Here is a 21,548-nt window from a genome sequence, read left to right as displayed (position 1 = left end):
ATAAAACTTTCTTACAAAAATATAAAATATTCAATAAGATATACATATTATATCTTGGATAAACTTGTAATTTTTAAATAAAATATAAAATATAAGCATCTAATTAATTATGAAGAGGAAAAAATGATAACATTATCGCCCTTAACTGTAATATCTCCTATTGATGGCCGTTACTACAAACAAACTGATTCTTTACGTAATATTTTTAGTGAATTTAGTTTACTAAAATTTCGTGTCCAAATAGAGATTCATTGGTTAAAAAAACTGGCTAACACAATTTCTATCAAAGAAATACCACCTTTTACACAAATCGAATGTGATTTTTTAAATAAACTGGCAATCAACTTTAATATTAAAGACGCAGAACGTATTCAAGAAATAGAAAAAATAACCAATCATGATCTCAAAGCAATAGAATATTTTTTAAAAGAAAAAATAAACATATTACCTAATTTAAAAAAAATCAGAGAATTTATTCATTTCGCTTGTACTTCAGACGATATTAACAATCTTGCATATGGATTGATGCTGACTAACGCCAAAAAAACTATTTTTTTGCCTATTTGGAAACAAATTATTAACGAAATAAAAAAAATGAGTATTAATTATAAAGATATTCCTGTGTTATCTAGAACCCATGGGCAACCCGCTACCCCTTCTACTATCGGAAAGGAAATGGCTAATATTGCATACCGTTTGATACGTCAATATCATCAATTAGAATCAATCAAAATTTTAGGTAAAATTAATGGTGCCGTAGGAAACTATAATGCTCACATAATAGCATATCCAGAAATAAATTGGCGCAAATTCAGTGAAGAGTTTGTTATATCTTTAGGCATGAAATGGAACCCTTATACAACACAAATAGAACCACACGATTATATTGCCGAACTATCCGACTGCATTGCACGATTTAATACCATATTAATAAATTTTAATAGAGACATATGGGGATATATTGCTCTTAATTATTTTAAACAAAATCATAACAATAGTACAATTGGATCTTCTACTATGCCATATAAAGTAAATCCTATAAACTTTGAAAATTCTGAAGGAAATTTAGGGTTAGCAAATGCCATGTTTAACCATTTTTCCGCTAAACTGCCAATATCACGTTGGCAACGTGATTTAAGCGATTCTACTGTTCTAAGAAATCTAGGCATGGCCATGGGGTATGCCTTAATTGCCTACCATAGCGTATTAAAAGGCATAAAAACACTGACAGTTAATAAAGAACATGTATTAACCGAATTAAATAAAAACTGGATAGTGTTAAGCGAAGCTATTCAAACAGTAATGCGGCGACACAATATTCATGAATCTTATGAATGCACAAAACAATTCATCAATAATACCAAGATTAATCCTGAAAAAATAAAAATTTTTATTGAATCACTACCATTACCAGCAGCAGAAAAAATACGATTACAGAAGATCACTCCACTTGATTACATAGGATTGGCAGCAGTCATGGCAAATGACATCACTGATATAATATAATAAAAATAATCAATTATTATATATGTAATTAATCATTATTATTGTGAAAATAATGAAACCATGAAATAAATACTATAAAACATATGAAACAAACCAAACGATTCAGGTTATATTGTATTTCTAATATATAACAATCACATATATTTTGAAACTATAAACATAGTATATCATCTTATTATATTTGTATCAACTTGACATTTTATTAATAATCCGATCATATGATTTAACCAATTGATCTACTCAAAGCACCATTATAATACTCTAATAAAAACCATGATCATGCTATTTTAAGATTTTAGATAAATTAACCTTCCTTATTTTTGACGCTGCATACCAACTAGTTAATGAACCTAGTAATAATGTTGTGCTTAATACCAACAATATGTCCCACTCGTTTAGCTTAACGGGTACAAAATTAATAAAATAAGTTCCTTCTGATAAAATTTTACTTCCCAATAAATCATTACATATCGTAATTAAACTCGTTAAATTAAAAGCTATAAAAATACCCAATCCAGTCCCTATAATACTAGAAATTGTATAAATAATTAACCCATACCAAAAAAAAACACATTGAATGAAAATATTTTTAGCCCCCAATGCGCGTATTATCGCAATATCATAGTTTTTGTCTTTTATAGATAAAATCAGTACAGCAACTACATTAAAACAAGAAATACCTATAATTAATATCATTGATAAATATATAATTATGCGAACCATTTGAATATCTTGATAAATATACCCATAAGTATCCATCCAACTTCGCATACAAACCTGATGGTTAAGCATTCTTTGAATTTTATACAGTATTTTATTAACAGAAAAAATATTGTTAATCTTAATAGCTATGCCTGAAACATCTGACGTTTCATCATAATAACGTTGCACATCTGATAAAGACATTATTGCAATATTGCAGTCTAATTGACTATTTAAATTTAATATCCCAGCTACTTGTAAACGAATTTTTTTGGATGATAATAATTTATTGTTCGAACGAAAATCATGAGCAGTCAAAACGGTAATCCAATCACCCACTTTAATTCCTAAATCTTCTGATATACCTTTCCCTAAAATAATTTTTTCTATATTTTCACAAAAATATTTCCAAGAATCTTTTTCTATAAAATTAAGTAATGCGTTTTCATTCACGTTTTGCTTTAAATCTACACTTCTAACATAAACTACATGCCATTTATTATTATATTCAACAACACCATAAAAATTAATATAAGGATTCACATGACTAATATCTGGTATCTGACGAATACACTCTAAAACTGTTTGCCAATTAATGAATGGCGCTTTTATTGGTTCAATTTCTCCATGTGGAATAACTGATAAAATACGATTACTTAATTCATATTTAAAACCATTCATTGTACTTAATGCAATTATAGATATAGATATTCCTATAGTAATACCAATAACAGAAATCAAAGACATTAAAGATATTAAAATATTACCACTCGAACCTCGATGAAATTTTAATGCAATTTTCAAAGACAACATCATTTATAAACAATTACCTAAACGAATCATTCTGCCTCAGTTTTATTTTACCATTAGATATCATTAATATTTTATGGCATTGTTTAGCAAAATCTAAATCATGCGTTGCTATTACAAAAGTTGTGCCATAATATGTATTTAACTTTTTTAATAATTGAAAAATACTATCTGAATTTTTTTGATCTAAATTACCAGTTGGTTCATCAGCTAATATTAAAGATGGATTATTTACTATAGCCCGAGCTACAGTAACTCGTTGACTTTCTCCTCCAGATAATTCATGCGGAAAAGAATGAATATGATTTTTTAATCCAACTGACTCTAATACACATTGTGCTCTACTTTTTGCCTGATTAAACTCAATACCTCCAATCAACAAGGGCATTGCTACATTTTCTAAAACATCAAAATCTAACAATAAATGATGAAATTGATAAACAAACCCTAACCGTTTATTACGTATCACAGAACGTTCATTGTCAGTTAACTTATGTAGCGCATGACCCTCAAAAAATATCTCTCCTTCAGTTGGTTTATCCAATCCTCCAAGCAAATGTAACAATGTACTTTTACCAGATCCAGATGCGCCTACCACAGCAATCATTTCATTAAGTTGTATACTCAGAGTAATGCAATTCAACACTCTAATTAAGAAATTAGCACGTTGATAATATTTTGTTAACTGGATGCAATGCAATAATGGAATATCAGCCATAACGTAAAATTTTTGCAGGATGAAAGGAAGCTGCTCGCCACGATGGGTATAGCGTAGCCAATAAGATCATAATAAACGTCATAAATATGATACTTAATATTTGAGAATATTTTATTTCTATAGGTAAAAATATAGTATCTGGAAATATTTTTAAAAATAATAATATTTTATTTAACTTATGAGATAACAATACTCCTAATATTGTTCCCAATATAATACCAAAAAAACCATTAGTAACTCCTTGAACCATAAACAGCAAAATAATCTGGCGGCGAGTGAAACCATATGTTTTGAGTATTGCAATTTCTATTTGTTTTTCCAATATTAATAATACTAAAAAAGCAACAATGTTAAAACCTGCTGCTATTATAATTAAACCTAACAACAAAGACATTATATTTTTTTCCATTTTCATCGCTTGAAATAAAGATCCTTTATATTCTCTCCAATCCTTCCAAATCCAGTCTGTATGTAATCGCAATTGTTGAGTATAGTCACTGAGTAAAAATGGTTCATTTAGCCATAAACGCCACCCAGTAACACATTGTAATGGATAATGCATTAACGCAGCAGCATCTGATTGATGAACTAATACTTGATAAGAATCAACTTCACTGTTAGTAATAAAAATATCTAATACCGTAAACAATCGTTGACTGGGGATATAGCCAATAGGAGTGATCTGCATAACAGAAGGAATAATCAAACGAATTTGATCATTGATATTTGCTTCAATTTTTTTTGCTAATGCTGCGCCAAGAATTATATAATATTTTCCTAAAACCAATTGATTTTCATGTTTCTTTAGCAAATAATCACACAACGGTTCAAAACAATTTGGATTGATCCCTAACATCACCCCAAACGACATTTTATTGGAACTTTGTAATATCACATCGGATATGACCAATGGTTCCTTGCGTGTTATATTGTGTAGTTGATCTAATACTAAATTTGGTTTGTCTCTAACATGTACGTATCCTTTAGGGGTCGTGAGTAACGCATGAGGTATAAAATTAAGAAGATTTTGTTTTAACTCACGCTCAAAACCGTTCATGACTGATAACACGGTTATTGTAGCCATCACACCAATCATAATAGAAAAACTAGAAAACCAATAAATATACCGACCAAATTGATCTATCGATTTTCCTGAAATATAACGTAGCGCAATAAACAATATAGTTGATCGATGCATCAATATTTGTTTAAGTTACCTCATAAATATAAAAAAATAATACACAATCATATATTTTACATTATATGAAATATATGATTACATACACATATGCATACAGATACAAAATTTATTGAAATTATAAATATAATTACTTTAATTAAATTTTAATAACTGAATTATTCCTCAGTATTATATTTCTCAGTCTCTTAAAAGAGTTTTTTAAATTACTAACATTTCAATATTATTAAGAACTTTTCATATCCTCTATACAGAACTATTGACAACACGTAAAATCTCACCGGTCTTAACGGATATTAATTGCAATTCTAAATTTGGTTTTAATGCATCTCCATAGGCAGTGCCATACAAAATATAATTAGCTTTTAAATAATTTGCAATTTTCATAGAAAAACTATAAGAATTTCTATTATCTTCTGGCAACATACCTAATTTCCTATACACAGAATACAGTACTTCCATATCGATAACATTATATTTGCTGGTATTCTCTATAATATAATTAATCAAAATATTCGTAATTTTGCTAGACTGCAAAATACCATCAGTTTTATTCTTTACCATATTTACCAATAATACGCTATCACGTTCGATACTATCAAAAAAAAATACACTCTGAAGCATTCTTAATAAAACCGGTTGCCAATTAATTAAATTAATTTTTTGTGGTATTAATAAAGTAGGTTCTGTCGTCAAAATAGGCACATTATTGTCACACAAACCAATATTATCTAAAAAAATCATACTAAGAAATAGATACATTATTTGTTTATTTACAATCATAATATATATATTCTATTGTTGACAATAAAATTTAATATTACTTTTTTTAAATTTTTTATTTAATTATATGAATTTGATACAACAAGCACCGCGCTTCGTTATCTATGCATCATGCATATATATAAGTACGCTATCTTATTTAAAAAAAACGCACAATTGATTTAAAAATTCATTTTTAATCAAACTATGTTACTTCTGCAACAAAGGACCCAAAGGCTTTCCACCTAATAAATGCATATGAAGATGATAAATTTCTTGGCCAGAATGATCATTACAATTAACTATTAAACGATAACCTGAAGAATGTATATTCTTTTGTGCAGCGATTTTTGCTGCTACTATAAATAATCTACCTAATATTATTTCATCATGAGTTGTTACATGATTAACAGTAGGAATCAAGATATTAGGAACAATTAATACATGAACAGGTGCCTTAGGATTTAAATCATAAAATGCGGTAACTAACTCATCTTGATATAAGATATCGGTTTCAACTTTTTTTTGAATAATATTCATAAAAATATTGTCTTTTTTCATAACTTATTCTATTCCTAAAAATCATATGAATTCTACAATAATTTTTTTTAAATACACCAAATAACATTATACTCTTAAAACAACAAATACAGATACTACATTACTTCAAAATACTATCCCTTATATTTTGTTCTATAATTACCACATCAATGAATCTCACATTAACTGAAGCACAATTCAACGCCAGTATAATTATTATACTCTAAAAATTAACAAAAATACGAACAATAATCTATTCATACATACATACAAATTAATACATAATATTATTATAATTTTATTTCAAATGAAATAAGGTACGAAAATTAGATGTAGTGATGGCTGCTAACTCATCTATATTTATATTTTTTATAGACGCTACGTATTTGGCAATTTCATATATGTAAGCAGGTTGATTCTCTTGCCCTCTATAAGGAACTGGAGTTAGATAAGGAGAATCAGTTTCTAACAAAATACGGTCGGAAGGTACATATTTAATTACTTCCTGCATCATATAAGATTTAGTAAACGTTATCATTCCAGAAAAAGATATATAAAAATTGAGATTTAACAATAATCTTGCAGTATCTATATCTTCGCTAAAACAATGCAATACACCACCACATTCCTCTGCTTCTTCTGATCGTAAAAGAGTGACAGTATCCTTGCAAGAATCGCGACTATGTACAATAATTGGCTTTTTTGCTACTTTAGCAACACGAATATGTTCTCTAAATGCTTTTTTTTGCTTTTTTTTGCTATCTGATTCTAATCGATGATAATAATCCAATCCAGTTTCACCGATAGCTACTACATTCCTTTTAGAAGACAAAACATACAATTTTTCGCTGTCAAAATTATTAATATCATATATATGTGTGGGATGTACTCCACAAGAAAACACAACATCACTTCTATATCCGATTAATTTTACCATATCATCATAATCCGACATAGTAAGACTGACCGACAAGACTAATTGAACCCCCTTTTGTTTAGCTTTTTTTAACACATCTGAGACATTTTTGTGAACATCTTGATAATTCAATTGATTTAAATGACAATGGGAATCCACCAAAAACATAACATTATATACTCCATTAATACAAACAAGATTCAACAATATCTTGTTGCCAGTTTAATAATCGATAAGTCAATAATAACTCGCGATCAATATTAGTAAATTCTTGAAAATAACGTAACAGCACCAACCATTGTTGTAACTGACGACTTAAAGATACAATACTCCAATGAACTGTAATAACAGTAATCAATTCTACTTGATCTAAATTTATTAAAAATCTTTTTTTTATCCCTTTCTTCCATTTTAATGCATCTACAAGTACAGTTATAAACCAATACAAATATACATCATTCTTACAAGTATTTAAAAATGGCACAAGTTTTAAAAAATCCCCGTTTGCAATTACATAATTTATACATTTGCACAATTCTAATCGTTGTTTCCATAAACCTAATTTAAACATATCTGCAGCTTCTATAGGCGATCCATCACACAACCGTAATGCGCATTGTGCCAACAAAATATCACTTATCCCTTCTCTATTTTTCATTAACCACTGTAATCCTATCGATTCTTTCGGAGATATAATAGACCATCGCATACATCGACTCAACAACGTTAATGATATTTTCATGTAATCTCGAGTTTTAAAAAAAAAATAAGTATTTGTTGGGGGTTCATCAAGTGTTTTTAACAATGCATTAACAGCCTGATCCGTTAAACATTCCACATATTCTATATATATAATTTTTACTTTGCTTCGGCATGCATGTTTGCGTAAAGAATTAATACAAGCACGCATAGTATCTACACCTATAGTTTGAGTATTATTTTCAGGACCTATTTCGTAATAATCTGGATGATGTCCTACGTTCATTAATCTACAATCATAACAAATATTGCAATATCGATTCGCGTCAGGATGAGAACAAATTAACCAACGTGCAATAGCATAAATTAAAGTATTTTCACCATTGTTTCGTTTACTATTTAAAAGTAGAGCATGATGTCCTCTATCTTGTTGATAAGCATTTAATATTTGATTATAAGTACTATCTAACCAAGGATACCATCTCATTATAGATTATTCCTACGGATGCAAGAACCACCAATCTAAATGTCTATAAATAGACACGGAAACTTCTTCTAAACTTTGAGTAGCATCAATCGTGACAATATTTTTTCTTTCAGAAGCTAATTTTTTGTAACAAGAACGCACGCGATCAAAAAAACTCAGAGGCTCCTGTTCAATACGATCTAATTTCTGTCTATGATTTATACGAGATATGCTTAATTCTGGAGAAATATCAAGATAAAATGTCAAATCTGGAGATAAGGTATTTGTGATCCTATCTGATAAAGCATGTAACAATAATATATCAATTTCTCTTCCGCCTCCTTGATACGCCTGAGAAGACAAATCAAATCTATCTCCAATTACCCAATAACCTTGAGATAAGGATGGTTTAATAACATTTTCTATCAATTGTAATCGCGCAGCGTATATCATTAATAATTCTGATATACTATTGATAGGTTCATTCATAGGACCGCCATATTTAATCAATACACGTAAAAAATCCGAAACTGGCGTCCCACCGGGTTCATGAGTAGTCAAAATATTGGTTACACCATATTGATTTTTTAAGTATTTACTTATTCTATGAGTAATAGTAGTTTTTCCAGCGCCATCTAACCCTTCAATCGTAATAAACCTATTGTCCATAGCATAGAGCATCCTGATATAAATGTGTGTAATCGTTTTTATTTAATTATTTAATTATTTATTAAAGTCCATAAAATTTCATATATTGATGAAAATAAACAATAATTAAAACATATAATCTTATATATGCTCTAATCGTATCTTTTCAAATATATAACCATAAAACCCAAAATAATAAAACCTAATCAATCTTACAAGGATTGCCAAACACGATTTATATCCTACGGATGCAAATATCATGTTTTACTCTACATAGTAATATCTTAAATAACAATTATTATTGAAATTATTAGTTACTTTTAAAGAAATTAATACAACATATAATTATAACTAACAGAGAGCATAAATATTTTATATATATATTATTTTAAACAACATTGTAAATATTTTAAATTTTATTATGTATAACATGAAAATGTAGCAAATGAAATAATGTCCTATCCGAATACACACAATCATCAATTGAATTAACTGGCGCTAACGGTAATAAAGAATTTGTAATAAAAACTTCATTTGCACTTTTTAAATGTTCAGGTCCAACCATCACTTCTCGTATACAGTAGCCTAATTTTGGTAATAATTTTAATACCAATTGACGCATAATTCCATTAACACCAGAATAATATAAAGATGGAGTAAATACTTGGTATTTATATCTCCAAAAAATATTGGCACTACAACATTCTACCACGTTTCCATCAGTGTCTAAAACTAGTGCTTCATCAGTTGTTTCGCTTTTGCTTACCCAAATGGCAATCATAACTTGTTCCAATCTATTAAGATGCTTTATTCCTGCCAAGCAAGCATTACGTGCTAACCGCACAATACTCGTTCTTAAGCGAATCCCAGAATGAATCCAGCGCGCGTAATATTTTGGCAATCGACTAACATGAATTATACGTAATGGTTCAATATCATTATTACATCGATATCCATATAATCTGTGACTATTACTCCTACTTATTATTACTTTAATAACACTATATATATCATTATATGCAGCCGCTTGCTGCATTTCTTTATATAGAAGATTAAAATTAAAATTGTTAAATATTAACCTTTTTGCTGAGATAACCAATCTATCCATATGCCAATCTAAAAAATCTATTTTTCCATTCTGTACTTTAGCAGTCGTAAAAAATCCATCCCCAAAATGTAAAGCACGATTATTTAATGATATTGTTTTTTTTGAAATTCCATTCACCCAATACATGTTAATCTCAATCAGTAAATGTTTAATAATGTTAATAATTATTTAATATAATTAATACTAAAACAATTCTTAATGATCATACACAACAAAAAGATAAACAATTATTTTTTATTTATATGCACTATGCGTTACTCACATTAAAATAAACATAATCACACATTAACGCATATAATATCAGCACACATACAATTAATATCTATCTTACCCTATATCTCTATGTACACAAATTTTTATTCTAACCTGATTATCATATAGCTCTTATAATATCTTTGATATTATAATAAAACAAAACGATTTATACTAATATTCATAATGTTCTCTATAGAAACAGATTTTTTGAAACTACTATCTTTTAATGTTCATATACTATTATTACTATTTTTCATACTATAATTCGATTTATTCATAAGAAATAATTCGTGAATTTATTAATCAATAATACGCGCTTACACTTAATCAGTATATTAAGTTATTAACCTAGATAAATATAATACTTGCACATTTAATCAAATGTATACATAACAAGAACTATCTCCAATAGAATTCAATTTATATTATGATTATGAATATAATGCGCTAAAAATCATTCATATATTATTTAATACAACAAGATAAAGATATCAGTTTATAATTAATTACTCTTATTTTGTTGATGACTATTACTAATAAAATCTATTGCCGCCTGAACAGTTGTAATTTTCTCAGCTTCTTCATCTGGAATTTCAGTATCAAACTCTTCCTCTAACGCCATAACCAACTCAACAGTATCAAGAGAATCAGCTCCAAGATCATCAACAAATGAAGCATGATTTACTACTTCCTCTTGTTTAACCCCTAATTGTTCAGAGATAATTGTTTTTACTTTTTCTTCTATAGTACTCATATTTTTATTTTCCTATCAACATGCGCTTATATAATAGTATCCAAAAATATAAAACACACCACACTGCAAACGATGAATAAAATACATTTTTATTTTCTTATATTTTTATTTAAAATAAATCACATAGAATAAATTAACCCATATACATTCCCCCGTTAATATGCATCGTTTGTCCAGTAATATAGTTTGAATGATCAGAGGCAAAAAATATTACCGCATAAGCCACATCTTTTGGATCTCCAAAACGATTAACTGGTATTTGTAATAAAATATCATTTTTTTGTTTATCAGTTAATTTTTTAACCATATCTGTACAAATAAATCCTGGTGTTACCAGATTAACCGTAATGCCTCTCGAAGCAACTTCACGAGCTAAAGATTTTGTGAACCCAATCAACCCTGATTTAGCAGCCGAATAATTTGATTGCCCAGCGTTGCCCATAACACCAACTACAGAACCAATATTAATAATTCTACCATAATGTTTTTTTATCATCGATTTTATTACCGCTTTAGACATACGGTATACAGCAGTTAAATTTACATCAATAACAGATTGCCATGCATCATCTTTCATATATAACAAAATATTATCTTGAACGATACCAGCATTATTCACTAATATATCAACACTATCAAATTCTTGACGCATTTTTTCAAAAAAAAGATCGACAGAACATTTATCCGCAACATTCAATTGCATCCCTTTCCCTTGATTTCTTAAATACCTATTAATGTCTTTCACGCCTAATTCACTAGTTGCAGTTCCTATTACAGTAGCTCCATATATTGCAAACATTTCGATAATAGCACGACCAATACCGCGACGAGCACCAGTTACTAAGACAATTTTTCCATTAAAATTCATCCTACATATACTCCTCTTATACAAATATATTAATTCTTATTAATTCTAATTGCTTCTGATAAAGAAACAGGATCATTTACTGACAAACTAAACACATCACTAACAGTATTACGTATCAATCCAGTTAATATTTTACCAGGTCCCATTTCTAAAAATCTCTTAATTTTTTGATGAATGCAATATTGCATGATTTCATTCCAACGCACCGGAGTATATAATTGCCGTATTAATGCATTACGAATATCTTTAGGTTCCCACTCAACACACGCATCAACATTATTTACTACTGGTATTCTAGGAGTAGTGATAACGATTTTTTCTAATTCTTTTCTGAACTTTACAACTACTGGTTTCATTAATGAGCAATGCGATGGAACACTAATCGGCAGCATAAGTATATGTTTTGCACCTGCATTTTTACAACACAAATTGACACGATTTACTGCTTCTTTATGTCCGGCAATAACTACATGTCCAGGCCCATTAAAACTAGCAGGAGAAACAATTTGATCTTGTTGTACTGCTTTGCATAATTCAAAAACAACATCATCACTGAGCCCGATAATTACAGACATAGCTCCACGTCCATACGGTACTACTTCTTGCATCAACATACCACGTATCATTACTAATTTAACTGCAGAATGCAAATCCATACCTTCCGCGCATACTAAAGCAGAATATTCTCCTAAACTATGACCAGCCATTATCTTTGGTGTACAACCTCCCTGTTGTTTCCATATTCTCCAAATAGCTACTGAAGCTGTTAAAATAGCCGGCTGTGCTCGATAAGTTTTATTTAATTCTGTAGCAGGCCCACGTTGTACCAATTTCCATATATCATAACCTAGAACCTCCGATACTTCAGAAAAAGTCTCTTTTACTAACGGATAATGTTCCGAAAGAGTGTTTAGCATCCCTACTTGTTGAGCTGCCTGTCCTGGAAATACTACCGCTAATATATTCATAATAATTAATATTCCTCTCATAATTAAAACCGTAACAACGCTGAACCCCAGGTAAATCCAGCCCCAAACGCTTCTAGTAATACTAATTGACCTGACTTGATACGACCATCACGTACAGCTTCATCTAACGCTAAAGGAACAGAAGCTGCAGATGTATTCCCATGTCTGTCAATCGTAATTACTACTTTTCTCATATCCATATCTAATCGTTTAGCAGTAGCAGAAATAATTCTTAAATTAGCCTGATGCGGGACTAACCAATCTAATTCAGCTTGATGTAAATTATTAACATTCAAAGTTTCATCTATAACACGTGCTAAAACAGAAACAGCTATTTTAAATACTTTGTTGCCAGACATGGTTAAATAATTAGATATAGAAGGACTCTTCCTATTACAATTAGGAAGAGTCAATAAATCCCCATGATCTCCATCTGCATGTAAGTGAATAGAAATAATACCTGGTGTTTTCGAGCGACCAAGTACTACTGCTCCTGCTCCATCCCCAAATAAAACCAACGTTCCACGATCTCTAGGATTTAAAGTATGACTTAAAGTATCTGACCCTACAACCAAAGCATAATCTACGCTTCCATTTTTAACATATTGATCCGCTACACCTAGTGCATAAACAAATCCAGAACAAGCTGCTGATAAGTCGAAGGCAATAGTATCTCGTATATGTAGATCACGTTGAATTTGACATGCTGAACTAGGAAATGCATGGCTGGAAGATGTAGTTGCAACAATAATAATCCCTACTTTGTCAGCGTGCACACAAGACATATCTAAAGCTCTTTTAGCAGCAAAATAACCCATTTTGGCAACAGTTTCATCAGAGGTAGAAATGCGCCGTTCTTGAATACCAGTACGAGCGACAATCCATTCATGCGATGTATCTACCATTTTTTCTAAAACAATATTAGATCTAATGTTTTTAGGTAAATAACTCCCTGTTCCAAGAATTCTAGTAAACATGTATATTAATGATTATTTTTAGATAGCACTGCGCTTAATTGATGAGAAATTTTTTCTGGAACCTCCCGTTCCACGGAATGCATTGCCTGTGTGATAGCGGCGATAAATGCGTGTTGATTAGCTGCTCCATGACTTTTTATTACCGTACTACGCAAACCTACCAAGTGAGCGCCATTATACCAATCAGGGTCAAATTGATTAAATTGCTTAAACAGATACTTTCTGATCCAAAAATTAACAATTTGCATAAACCAGTTCGGCTTATTTTTTTTTCCTGACGATTGTAATGTTGATAAAATAACTCTTATCACCCCTTCCATAGTCTTTAAAGTAATATTGCCAATAAATCCATCACAAACCAAAACATCTGTTTTCCCCAATAATAAATCATTCGCCTCAATATAACCAACATAATGAATTGATGAAATAGTATGCAATATCCTGGAAGCGTGACGAATATTATCTAATCCTTTAGTTTCTTCTGATCCGATATTTAATAATGCTACTCTTGGATTACTTACTCCTAAAATTTGCTTTGATAATACTGAACCCATGATCGCAAACTGTACCAGCATTGCGCCGTCACATGAAATATTCGCTCCTAAATCCAAAATAACAGTTTTTCCTTGTTTTTGATGCGGCAGCAACGTCGTTAAAGCAGGGCGTTCAATACCGTGTACAGATTTAAGTACTAATTTAGATAAACCCATGAGAGCCCCTGTATTTCCTGCGCTAACACAAGCGTGAGCGCGACCTGACTTGATAAGCTCTAAAGCTACACGCATCGAGGTATCTTTGCTCACTCTGATAGCCTGAGCAGGCCTCACATCTCCTCTGATTACCGATTTTGATGGAATAACAGTTAATCTATCAATACTTATAGATTTTGATTCTGCTAATATGGGTAAAATTGCATCAGGATCTCCAACAAGTAACAATCTAAGTTGTGGATATAAAGATAATGCTTTTAAAGAAGCAGGCACCGTTACCACAGGACCAAAATCGCCACCCATTGCATCTAATGCAATAACCAAATTTTGTAACTGTATATCGTTTTTCAAAAATTACTTCTCAATCATTTTTCGCCCACGATAAAATCCATCAAAAGTAACATAATGACGTCGATGTGTTTCTCCAGATGTCCGATCTACTGATATAGTAACCAAGCGCAGCGCATGATGAGAACGACGCATTCCTCTTGTAGAACGAGTAGATTTATTTTGTTGTACAGCCATGCTATACTCTCCTTTTGATATATTTCAATATTATTTTTCATCCAAAGACCGATCTAATCCTAATGAAATCGACTAATAATTAAAATATTCACTTATTTATTACACACCATGTAGTTTTTTAAGATAAAAATATTGTTCATTTTCAATATAAAAATAATTATTTACCAAAAAATATATTATGATTAATTATCTATCGTTCCGCAAATATAATTTTTTATTTATTCAACCTACCTTTTTTACATTATCACAAAACATGTTTCTAACTGTTTAAAAAATAGTGACCCCATGTAATCACTGCATTTACACACATAACTATATATTTTAAATTGTATAAAAAATAAATTGATATAAAATATACCAATATATCATAATGCTATATTTTTACAGTTTCATTTTATGAACTTACTGCTTTTTAAAATAAAAAATATCATTTAAGACACATTAAAAATAGATCTTTTAACATCAATTACTAACACATCAATTCAACCAATAAAATTTCATGATATATTTCAACAAAATTCAATTCATTTAAATATATACAATCCTTAACTCATGATATTATATAGATCATCCTACAGATTACATTCTTACTCATAATCAACATTGCTAAAATATACATGTACTTCATAAGTCATCAAAACAATTGATTAATTTTTTTATTCTTTAAGATAAAGTTTCTAAATATTTGTAATTAACATTAACTACATAGTTAATAATTCAATTATACGGTTACTCCAAAAAATTCATGTTTCATAAAATGTTTTTATTAAAAATAAGTAATTAAATCAATGTTTAATTTACTTATATTTTTTATTAAAAAAAATAAATCGGCACAATTATTTTAAAATAAAATTACACATATCATCCTTCTAATAGAAATTAACAATAATCAATTTTTAATTATTTTAAATTATCTATATTTTTACTAATATTTTCCAATAAACAATCATAACTTTTTTATAGATAAATTTCTTAAAAAAAATAAGCAATTCTGAAATGATTGACCTAATGGCGCATGTATATGGAAATTTTTTTTTGTGTTTGGATGTATAAAACGCAATATAGAAGCATGTAAAAATAATCGATTAAATCCAAATCGTTTAAATCGAATATTAGACTGATAATTACCATACCGGTTATCCCCTACAATAGGATGACTCACGTATTGAGTATGTACTCTAATCTGATGTGTGCGTCCAGTAATAGGTTTAATTGCCAGAAAAGTCGCTACACTATCAAAATGTTCTTTAATTTGAAAATGAGTTGTAGAAAATTTTCCCTTTTCAGAGTCTATGTAAACAACTCTGTTACTGTTAAATAAAGTGTTTTTTTTAAACAATGGCGCGGATACTATTTGTAGATTTACATCCCATCTTCCATGTACTAAAGCTAAATATTCCTTTTTCATATTTTGTAAACGTAACTGTTCATGTAAATATACTAAAGCAGTACGTCTTTTAGCCACTAATAACACACCAGAAGTTTCTCGATCTAAACGATGAACTAACTCTAAAAACTGTGCTTTAGGACGCAATGCTCGTAATCCTTCAATAACACCAAATTTAAGACCACTTCCTCCATGCGCAGCAATACCAGTAGGCTTGTTCAGTGCTAATAAATCATCATCTTCATAAATTATGATATTCTGTAAAAATGCAACTTCTTCCATATATTTCGTATTAAATCTATTAATTTTTATTCCTCTTATTGGAGGAATTCTTAATAAATCTCCTATTTGCAACTTATACTGAAATTTAATTCTTTTTTTGTTAACACGTATTACGCCAGTTCGTATAATTCTATAAATCATAGATTTAGGTGCTACTTTTAAATAAGTATACAAAAAATTATCAATTCTTTGACCAGAAGAATTTGAAGAAATTCTAATAAAATGTATATGAATATCATGTTCTTTCATAAGAAACCATGGCAATTACATAATTGTTTTAATATAATAATGATAAAGATAATGAAAAAAATTATAATTTTTAGCAAGCTAATATAAGTTTGCATAATAAATACTGTAAAATTAATATATTTAATATTCGCAATTAATAATTTTAAATTAAAACATTTAATTTCACACGTATATAATTTTTACAGTGTTATTTTTCATCTAATACCAAGTACAATTATTAGTTTATTTGATTACAATAAGATTACTTATAACTGATATATTCTAAAAATAACAACAATAATAAATATCATTCGTAATGATGTTATGTACAATACAATAGTCTATCGATAACTAATATTATGATTTGCATAGATATATTTATTAACAATTCCAGGAACCTTCTAGACAAAAAATAATTATACATTTAAGTTGTAAATGCAAATCTATTAAACATCAAACTATAAAAATACTGAAAATAATTAGATATTTAAATCAAAATATCTATATTTCAATATATCAACATTGAGCAAAAATTATAATGAAAAGAATGTTAATTAACGCTACTCAGCAAGAAGAATTACGAGTAGCATTAGTAGATGGGCAACGATTATATGATCTAGATATTGAAACAGTGGGTCATGAACAAAAGAAATCAAATATTTATAAAGGAAAAATTATCCGAATTGAACCTAGTTTAGAAGCAGTATTTGTAGATTATGGCGTCGAACGACACGGATTTCTTCCTATAAAAGAAATTTCGCACGAATATTTTCTTTCTTCGTCATCTTCCTATAATAAATTCAATATTAAGGAAATTTTATGTGAAGGACAAGAACTAATTGTACAAATAGATAAAGAAGAAAGAGGCAATAAAGGTGCTGCATTAACTACTTTTATCAGTTTAGCAGGTAGCTATTTAGTACTCATGCCAAATAATCCCAAATCCGGTGGAATCTCAAGACGAATTGAGGGAAACGATCGTGTCGGATTAAAAGAAATTCTATCTACTTTAGAATTACCTGAAGGAATGAGTTTAATTATTCGTACCGCTGGGCTGGGAAAATCTATCGAGGCATTAGAATGGGATTTAACTTCTCGTTTACAACATTGGAAAGCCATCAAAAATACTGCAGAAAAGCACTTTGCTCCTTTTTTAATTCATCAGGATAGTAATGTTATTGTGCGTGCATTTAGAGATTATTTACGCCCAGATATAGGAGAAATTCTGATTGATAATCCCAAAATTATGAATTTAGCTAAAGAACATATAACTTCTTTAGGTCGCCCAGATTTCATTAAAAAAATAAAATTTTATAATGGCGATATTCCTTTATTTAGTCACTACCAGATAGAATCTCAAATAGAATCAGCGTTTCAACGAGAAGTAAGATTGCCATCTGGAGGCTCCATTGTTATAGATACTACCGAAGCTCTAACAGCAATCGATATTAATTCTGCACGCTCTACTAAAGGAGCAGACATTGAAGATACAGCTTTTCATACCAATTTAGAAGCAACTGATGAAATAGCGCGTCAGTTACGTCTTCGTGATGTAGGTGGATTAATTGTTATAGATTTCATAGACATGACTCCAATTCGACATCAACGAGAAATTGAAAATAGCCTAAAAATAGCGGTGCATCAAGATCGCGCCCGCATTCAAATAGGACATATTTCTAAATTTGGTTTATTAGAACTATCTAGACAAAGATTAAGTACGTCGCTTGGAGAATCAAGTCATCATATTTGCCCGCGTTGCAGCGGAACAGGCAGCATTCGTGACAATGAATCTCTTTCTCTATCAATTTTACGTTTAATTGAAGAAGAAGCACTAAAGGATAATACCTATGAAGTACATGCTATCGTTCCTGTAGCTATCGCCTCATATTTACTCAATGAAAAAAGAAAAGCCATTAGCGATATAGAACAACGACAAAAAGGAGTACGTGCCATTATAGTGCCTTACGAACAAATGAAAACTCCAAATTACGAAATACGACGTATACGTAAAGGAGAAACATACAATAAACCAAGCTATTTGTTAGCAACAAATCAAGACTATGAAATAACCCAATCATCAGGAGAAATAATTTCTTCAAATTACACTGATACTACAGAAAAACTACAGTCAACAACAAACACCCCATCAAATTTAGTACCTACTTATAATAAAATTTTTTATTATGCAAATTTCAAATTGCAATTTAAATCAAAAAGAGAAATACCATGGTTTGATAAAATCAAAAATCGTTGCCATAAAATACTCAGTTTATGTATCACAAGTTATAATAATTTAAAACAAATATTATCAAAAATAATCACCAAAAACATCAATTGGATATACACTAAAATTATATATCAACACAAACCGTCTCAGACCGTAAATCATTATTTAAAATCATATCCGAATTTTTATTCTAAATACAACAATAATAATAAAAAAAATTATACCCATAATACAAAAAATAAAACTGATTTAAATAATCGTAAAAAAATAACAGATTTTTTTAATAAAAATAATAATAATACTAAGTCTCTATCAAAATTTAATGACAATATTTACAAATCTGCACCTACTCCCTGCTACACTGATCCAATACAGTCTCTTGAAAAAATAACGAAAAAACCATCTATACAGAGATATAAAAAAAGATATACGCACGACGTTAAACATCAGTACTTAAATAAGGCACATCATTCAGAATATTGGATATGGCGAAAACATCACCAATCTGAACACAACTTACATATGCAAGTAAATAAAGAACCAGTAGCATCTATAAATATCAATTCCTACAGAACATATAATACACCAGATTCCCGCATTTTTGACAAAAAAACTACCGTTGCTGAAGTAAATTCTAATACTATTGATAATTCTAAAAATATTCATACCTCTGATTTGATGTCAAATACTCTACATATTCCAAAAAATACCAATACTATCATACATTATCCACATTTTAAGCATAGCACTGCTAAACAGAATAACAACATATCTCAACAAAACAACAATAACCGTACACAACTGATTCGGCGTATACGCCGATCTTCTCGTCATTTTCGTATAAATTTTAAATACCGATTACAACAACGTCGAGAAAAAATTACCTTAAAAAAAATGCAATAATACTACTAAATAAATGTGACATAGCGCTAAAATAACTCTCGAAAGCTCGTTACATACACATACCTTTCATATGTCCAAAATATAATCCAAAATAAAAACTAATTCTTTATTTTTTAATAAAATAAATTTACAATTATATCCTGATTTTTAAGCTTTACAACCTCTAAAGAAATAACTAATTAACATAAATATATTGTCTACACGCATGAACCTATATGTCTAATTTTAAAAAATTTTATTCGCTGCAAAATTACATAAACAATTTAAGATATTCTATATTTAGTATAGATACGTACAATTTTATAAAAATAAATGCCTAAAATATATATGATTGTAACAATTAATACTGTAAATATACGCTAATACATTTTTATTATGCCGTTTATATGATGTTGACTGCTGCATATGAGAAAACTTCCGGTTTTTAATTACTCTTTCTTGCAACCACGATTTTGGTTAATCTGGATAGGTATAGGAACATTATATATTTTAGTACTACTCCCTTATCCTATCATACACTATCTTGGTACTAGAATTGGTCGTATTACAAAATATTTTATGATAAATCGCATGCATATTATTCGTAGAAACTTAGAACTCTGTTTTCCTAATTTACCAAGTCAAGAACAAAAAAAATTGTTCAACAAAAATTGTGAATCGATAGGTATGGGGATATTTGAAACTGGAATGGCTTGGTTTTGGTCAGAACATAGAATTAAACGCTGGTTTAAAATTAATGGACTAGATAATATAACCCAAGCACGAAAAAAAAATCAAGGCATATTACTGATTGGAATGCATTTTTTCACTTTAGAATTAGGTGCACGAATTTTAGGTATGCTAAATCCAGGCATTGGTGTCTACCGTCCTAATAATAATCCATTATTAAACTGGTTACAAACTAAAGGACGATTAAGATCGAATAAAACCATGTTGGACCGTACTAATATTAAAGGCATGATCAAAGCTTTACAACACGGTGAAATTATTTGGTATGCACCAGATCATGATTATGGATATAAAAACAGTGTATTTGCTCCCTTATTCGCAGTGTCAAATGCAGCGAGTACTATCGGTACTTATATACTCGCAAAAATAGCCAAACCTGCAATTGTTCCTTTTGTGGCACGCAGATTACCTAATATTCTCGGATATGAACTACTAATTTTACCAAATCAACAAGATGAAATACCTTTAGATACGAATATCAATATGATCAAACACATTAATAAATTAATCGAGCAAGTAATCTTACTAGCCCCTGACCAATATATGTGGTTACATCGTCGATTTAAAACCCGTCCTCCTGGAGAATCTTCTTTATATTAATTAAACAAACAAAATCAAACAACTTATTGCAGTCCGATAAAATTACTCACATTATATAAATT

The 21,548-nt window shown here is 29.5% G+C and carries 19 protein-coding genes; 3 read left to right on the top strand and 16 right to left on the bottom strand.

Annotated features, from left to right (window positions below; translation table 11 throughout):
* Positions 1–126 precede the first annotated feature (126 nt).
* Positions 127–1,506, top strand: a complete 1,380-nt coding sequence (gene purB, locus M9396_RS00435; RefSeq protein ID WP_250256903.1) for an adenylosuccinate lyase — start codon at positions 127–129, stop codon at positions 1,504–1,506.
* A 282-nt stretch (positions 1,507–1,788) separates the two neighbouring features.
* On the opposite strand, the gene lolE is transcribed toward purB, so the two are convergent.
* The 16 genes from lolE to rluC form a co-directional block, all read right to left on the bottom strand.
* Entirely contained in the window at positions 1,789–3,021 is a 1,233-nt protein-coding gene (lolE, locus tag M9396_RS00430; RefSeq protein WP_250242443.1) for a lipoprotein-releasing ABC transporter permease subunit LolE, read from the bottom strand.
* A gap of 13 nt (positions 3,022–3,034) precedes the next feature.
* On the bottom strand, positions 3,035–3,736 hold the full coding sequence (lolD, locus tag M9396_RS00425) for a lipoprotein-releasing ABC transporter ATP-binding protein LolD (protein WP_250241153.1): 702 nt from the start codon (positions 3,734–3,736) through the stop codon (positions 3,035–3,037).
* Positions 3,729–4,934, bottom strand: a complete 1,206-nt coding sequence (gene lolC, locus M9396_RS00420; protein ID WP_250241156.1) for a lipoprotein-releasing ABC transporter permease subunit LolC — start codon at positions 4,932–4,934, stop codon at positions 3,729–3,731. The genes lolD and lolC overlap by 8 nt, the downstream gene beginning before the upstream one ends.
* A 246-nt stretch (positions 4,935–5,180) precedes the next feature.
* On the bottom strand, positions 5,181–5,678 hold the full coding sequence (locus tag M9396_RS00415) for a penicillin-binding protein activator LpoB (RefSeq protein WP_250256706.1): 498 nt from the start codon (positions 5,676–5,678) through the stop codon (positions 5,181–5,183).
* Positions 5,679–5,906: 228 nt separating this feature from the next.
* Positions 5,907–6,257 carry an HIT domain-containing protein gene (locus M9396_RS00410; RefSeq protein ID WP_250241161.1) on the bottom strand — a complete coding sequence of 117 codons (351 nt, stop codon included), beginning with the start codon at positions 6,255–6,257 and terminating at the stop codon, positions 5,907–5,909.
* Between the two features lie 277 nt (positions 6,258–6,534).
* Positions 6,535–7,320: a YchF/TatD family DNA exonuclease gene (locus M9396_RS00405; protein WP_250256705.1), complete on the bottom strand. Its 786-nt coding sequence runs from the start codon at positions 7,318–7,320 to the stop codon at positions 6,535–6,537.
* A gap of 16 nt (positions 7,321–7,336) precedes the next feature.
* A complete protein-coding gene (locus tag M9396_RS00400) occupies positions 7,337–8,338 on the bottom strand; it encodes a DNA polymerase III subunit delta' C-terminal domain-containing protein (RefSeq protein WP_250256422.1) in 1,002 nt (333 codons plus the stop codon).
* Between the two features lie 12 nt (positions 8,339–8,350).
* Positions 8,351–8,986: a dTMP kinase gene (gene tmk / locus M9396_RS00395; protein WP_250256704.1), complete on the bottom strand. Its 636-nt coding sequence runs from the start codon at positions 8,984–8,986 to the stop codon at positions 8,351–8,353.
* 388 nt (positions 8,987–9,374) lie between these two features.
* Positions 9,375–10,199 (bottom strand): aminodeoxychorismate lyase, encoded by an 825-nt coding sequence (pabC, locus tag M9396_RS00390; protein ID WP_250241173.1) that lies wholly within the window; start codon positions 10,197–10,199, stop codon positions 9,375–9,377.
* Positions 10,200–10,830: 631 nt separating this feature from the next.
* Positions 10,831–11,082 carry an acyl carrier protein gene (gene acpP, locus M9396_RS00385; RefSeq protein WP_250241176.1) on the bottom strand — a complete coding sequence of 84 codons (252 nt, stop codon included), beginning with the start codon at positions 11,080–11,082 and terminating at the stop codon, positions 10,831–10,833.
* A gap of 133 nt (positions 11,083–11,215) precedes the next feature.
* Positions 11,216–11,950, bottom strand: a complete 735-nt coding sequence (fabG, locus tag M9396_RS00380) for a 3-oxoacyl-ACP reductase FabG (protein WP_250241179.1) — start codon at positions 11,948–11,950, stop codon at positions 11,216–11,218.
* A gap of 29 nt (positions 11,951–11,979) precedes the next feature.
* Entirely contained in the window at positions 11,980–12,918 is a 939-nt protein-coding gene (gene fabD / locus M9396_RS00375) for an ACP S-malonyltransferase (protein WP_250256901.1), read from the bottom strand.
* Between the two features lie 23 nt (positions 12,919–12,941).
* Positions 12,942–13,895: a beta-ketoacyl-ACP synthase III gene (locus M9396_RS00370; RefSeq protein WP_250241182.1), complete on the bottom strand. Its 954-nt coding sequence runs from the start codon at positions 13,893–13,895 to the stop codon at positions 12,942–12,944.
* Between the two features lie 5 nt (positions 13,896–13,900).
* A complete protein-coding gene (gene plsX, locus M9396_RS00365) occupies positions 13,901–14,929 on the bottom strand; it encodes a phosphate acyltransferase PlsX (RefSeq protein ID WP_284308827.1) in 1,029 nt (342 codons plus the stop codon).
* 30 nt (positions 14,930–14,959) lie between these two features.
* Positions 14,960–15,130 carry a 50S ribosomal protein L32 gene (rpmF, locus tag M9396_RS00360; protein ID WP_250241185.1) on the bottom strand — a complete coding sequence of 57 codons (171 nt, stop codon included), beginning with the start codon at positions 15,128–15,130 and terminating at the stop codon, positions 14,960–14,962.
* Between the two features lie 946 nt (positions 15,131–16,076).
* The gene (rluC, locus tag M9396_RS00355; protein WP_250256703.1) at positions 16,077–17,048 is read right to left on the bottom strand and encodes a 23S rRNA pseudouridine(955/2504/2580) synthase RluC; all 972 of its coding nucleotides are present in this window, start codon (positions 17,046–17,048) and stop codon (positions 16,077–16,079) included.
* Positions 17,049–17,565: 517 nt separating this feature from the next.
* Here rluC and rne point away from each other — a divergent pair.
* Positions 17,566–20,157 (top strand): ribonuclease E, encoded by a 2,592-nt coding sequence (gene rne / locus M9396_RS00350; RefSeq protein ID WP_250256702.1) that lies wholly within the window; start codon positions 17,566–17,568, stop codon positions 20,155–20,157.
* Positions 20,158–20,562: 405 nt separating this feature from the next.
* The gene (lpxL, locus tag M9396_RS00345; RefSeq protein WP_250241191.1) at positions 20,563–21,486 is read left to right on the top strand and encodes an LpxL/LpxP family Kdo(2)-lipid IV(A) lauroyl/palmitoleoyl acyltransferase; all 924 of its coding nucleotides are present in this window, start codon (positions 20,563–20,565) and stop codon (positions 21,484–21,486) included.
* Positions 21,487–21,548 lie beyond the last annotated feature (62 nt).

Source organism: Blochmannia endosymbiont of Camponotus modoc, from assembly GCF_023585785.1.
Taxonomy (GTDB): domain Bacteria; phylum Pseudomonadota; class Gammaproteobacteria; order Enterobacterales; family Enterobacteriaceae; genus Blochmanniella.
The sequence above is the reverse complement of the archived record's forward strand: the minus strand, read 5'-3'. Positions and strand labels throughout refer to the sequence as shown.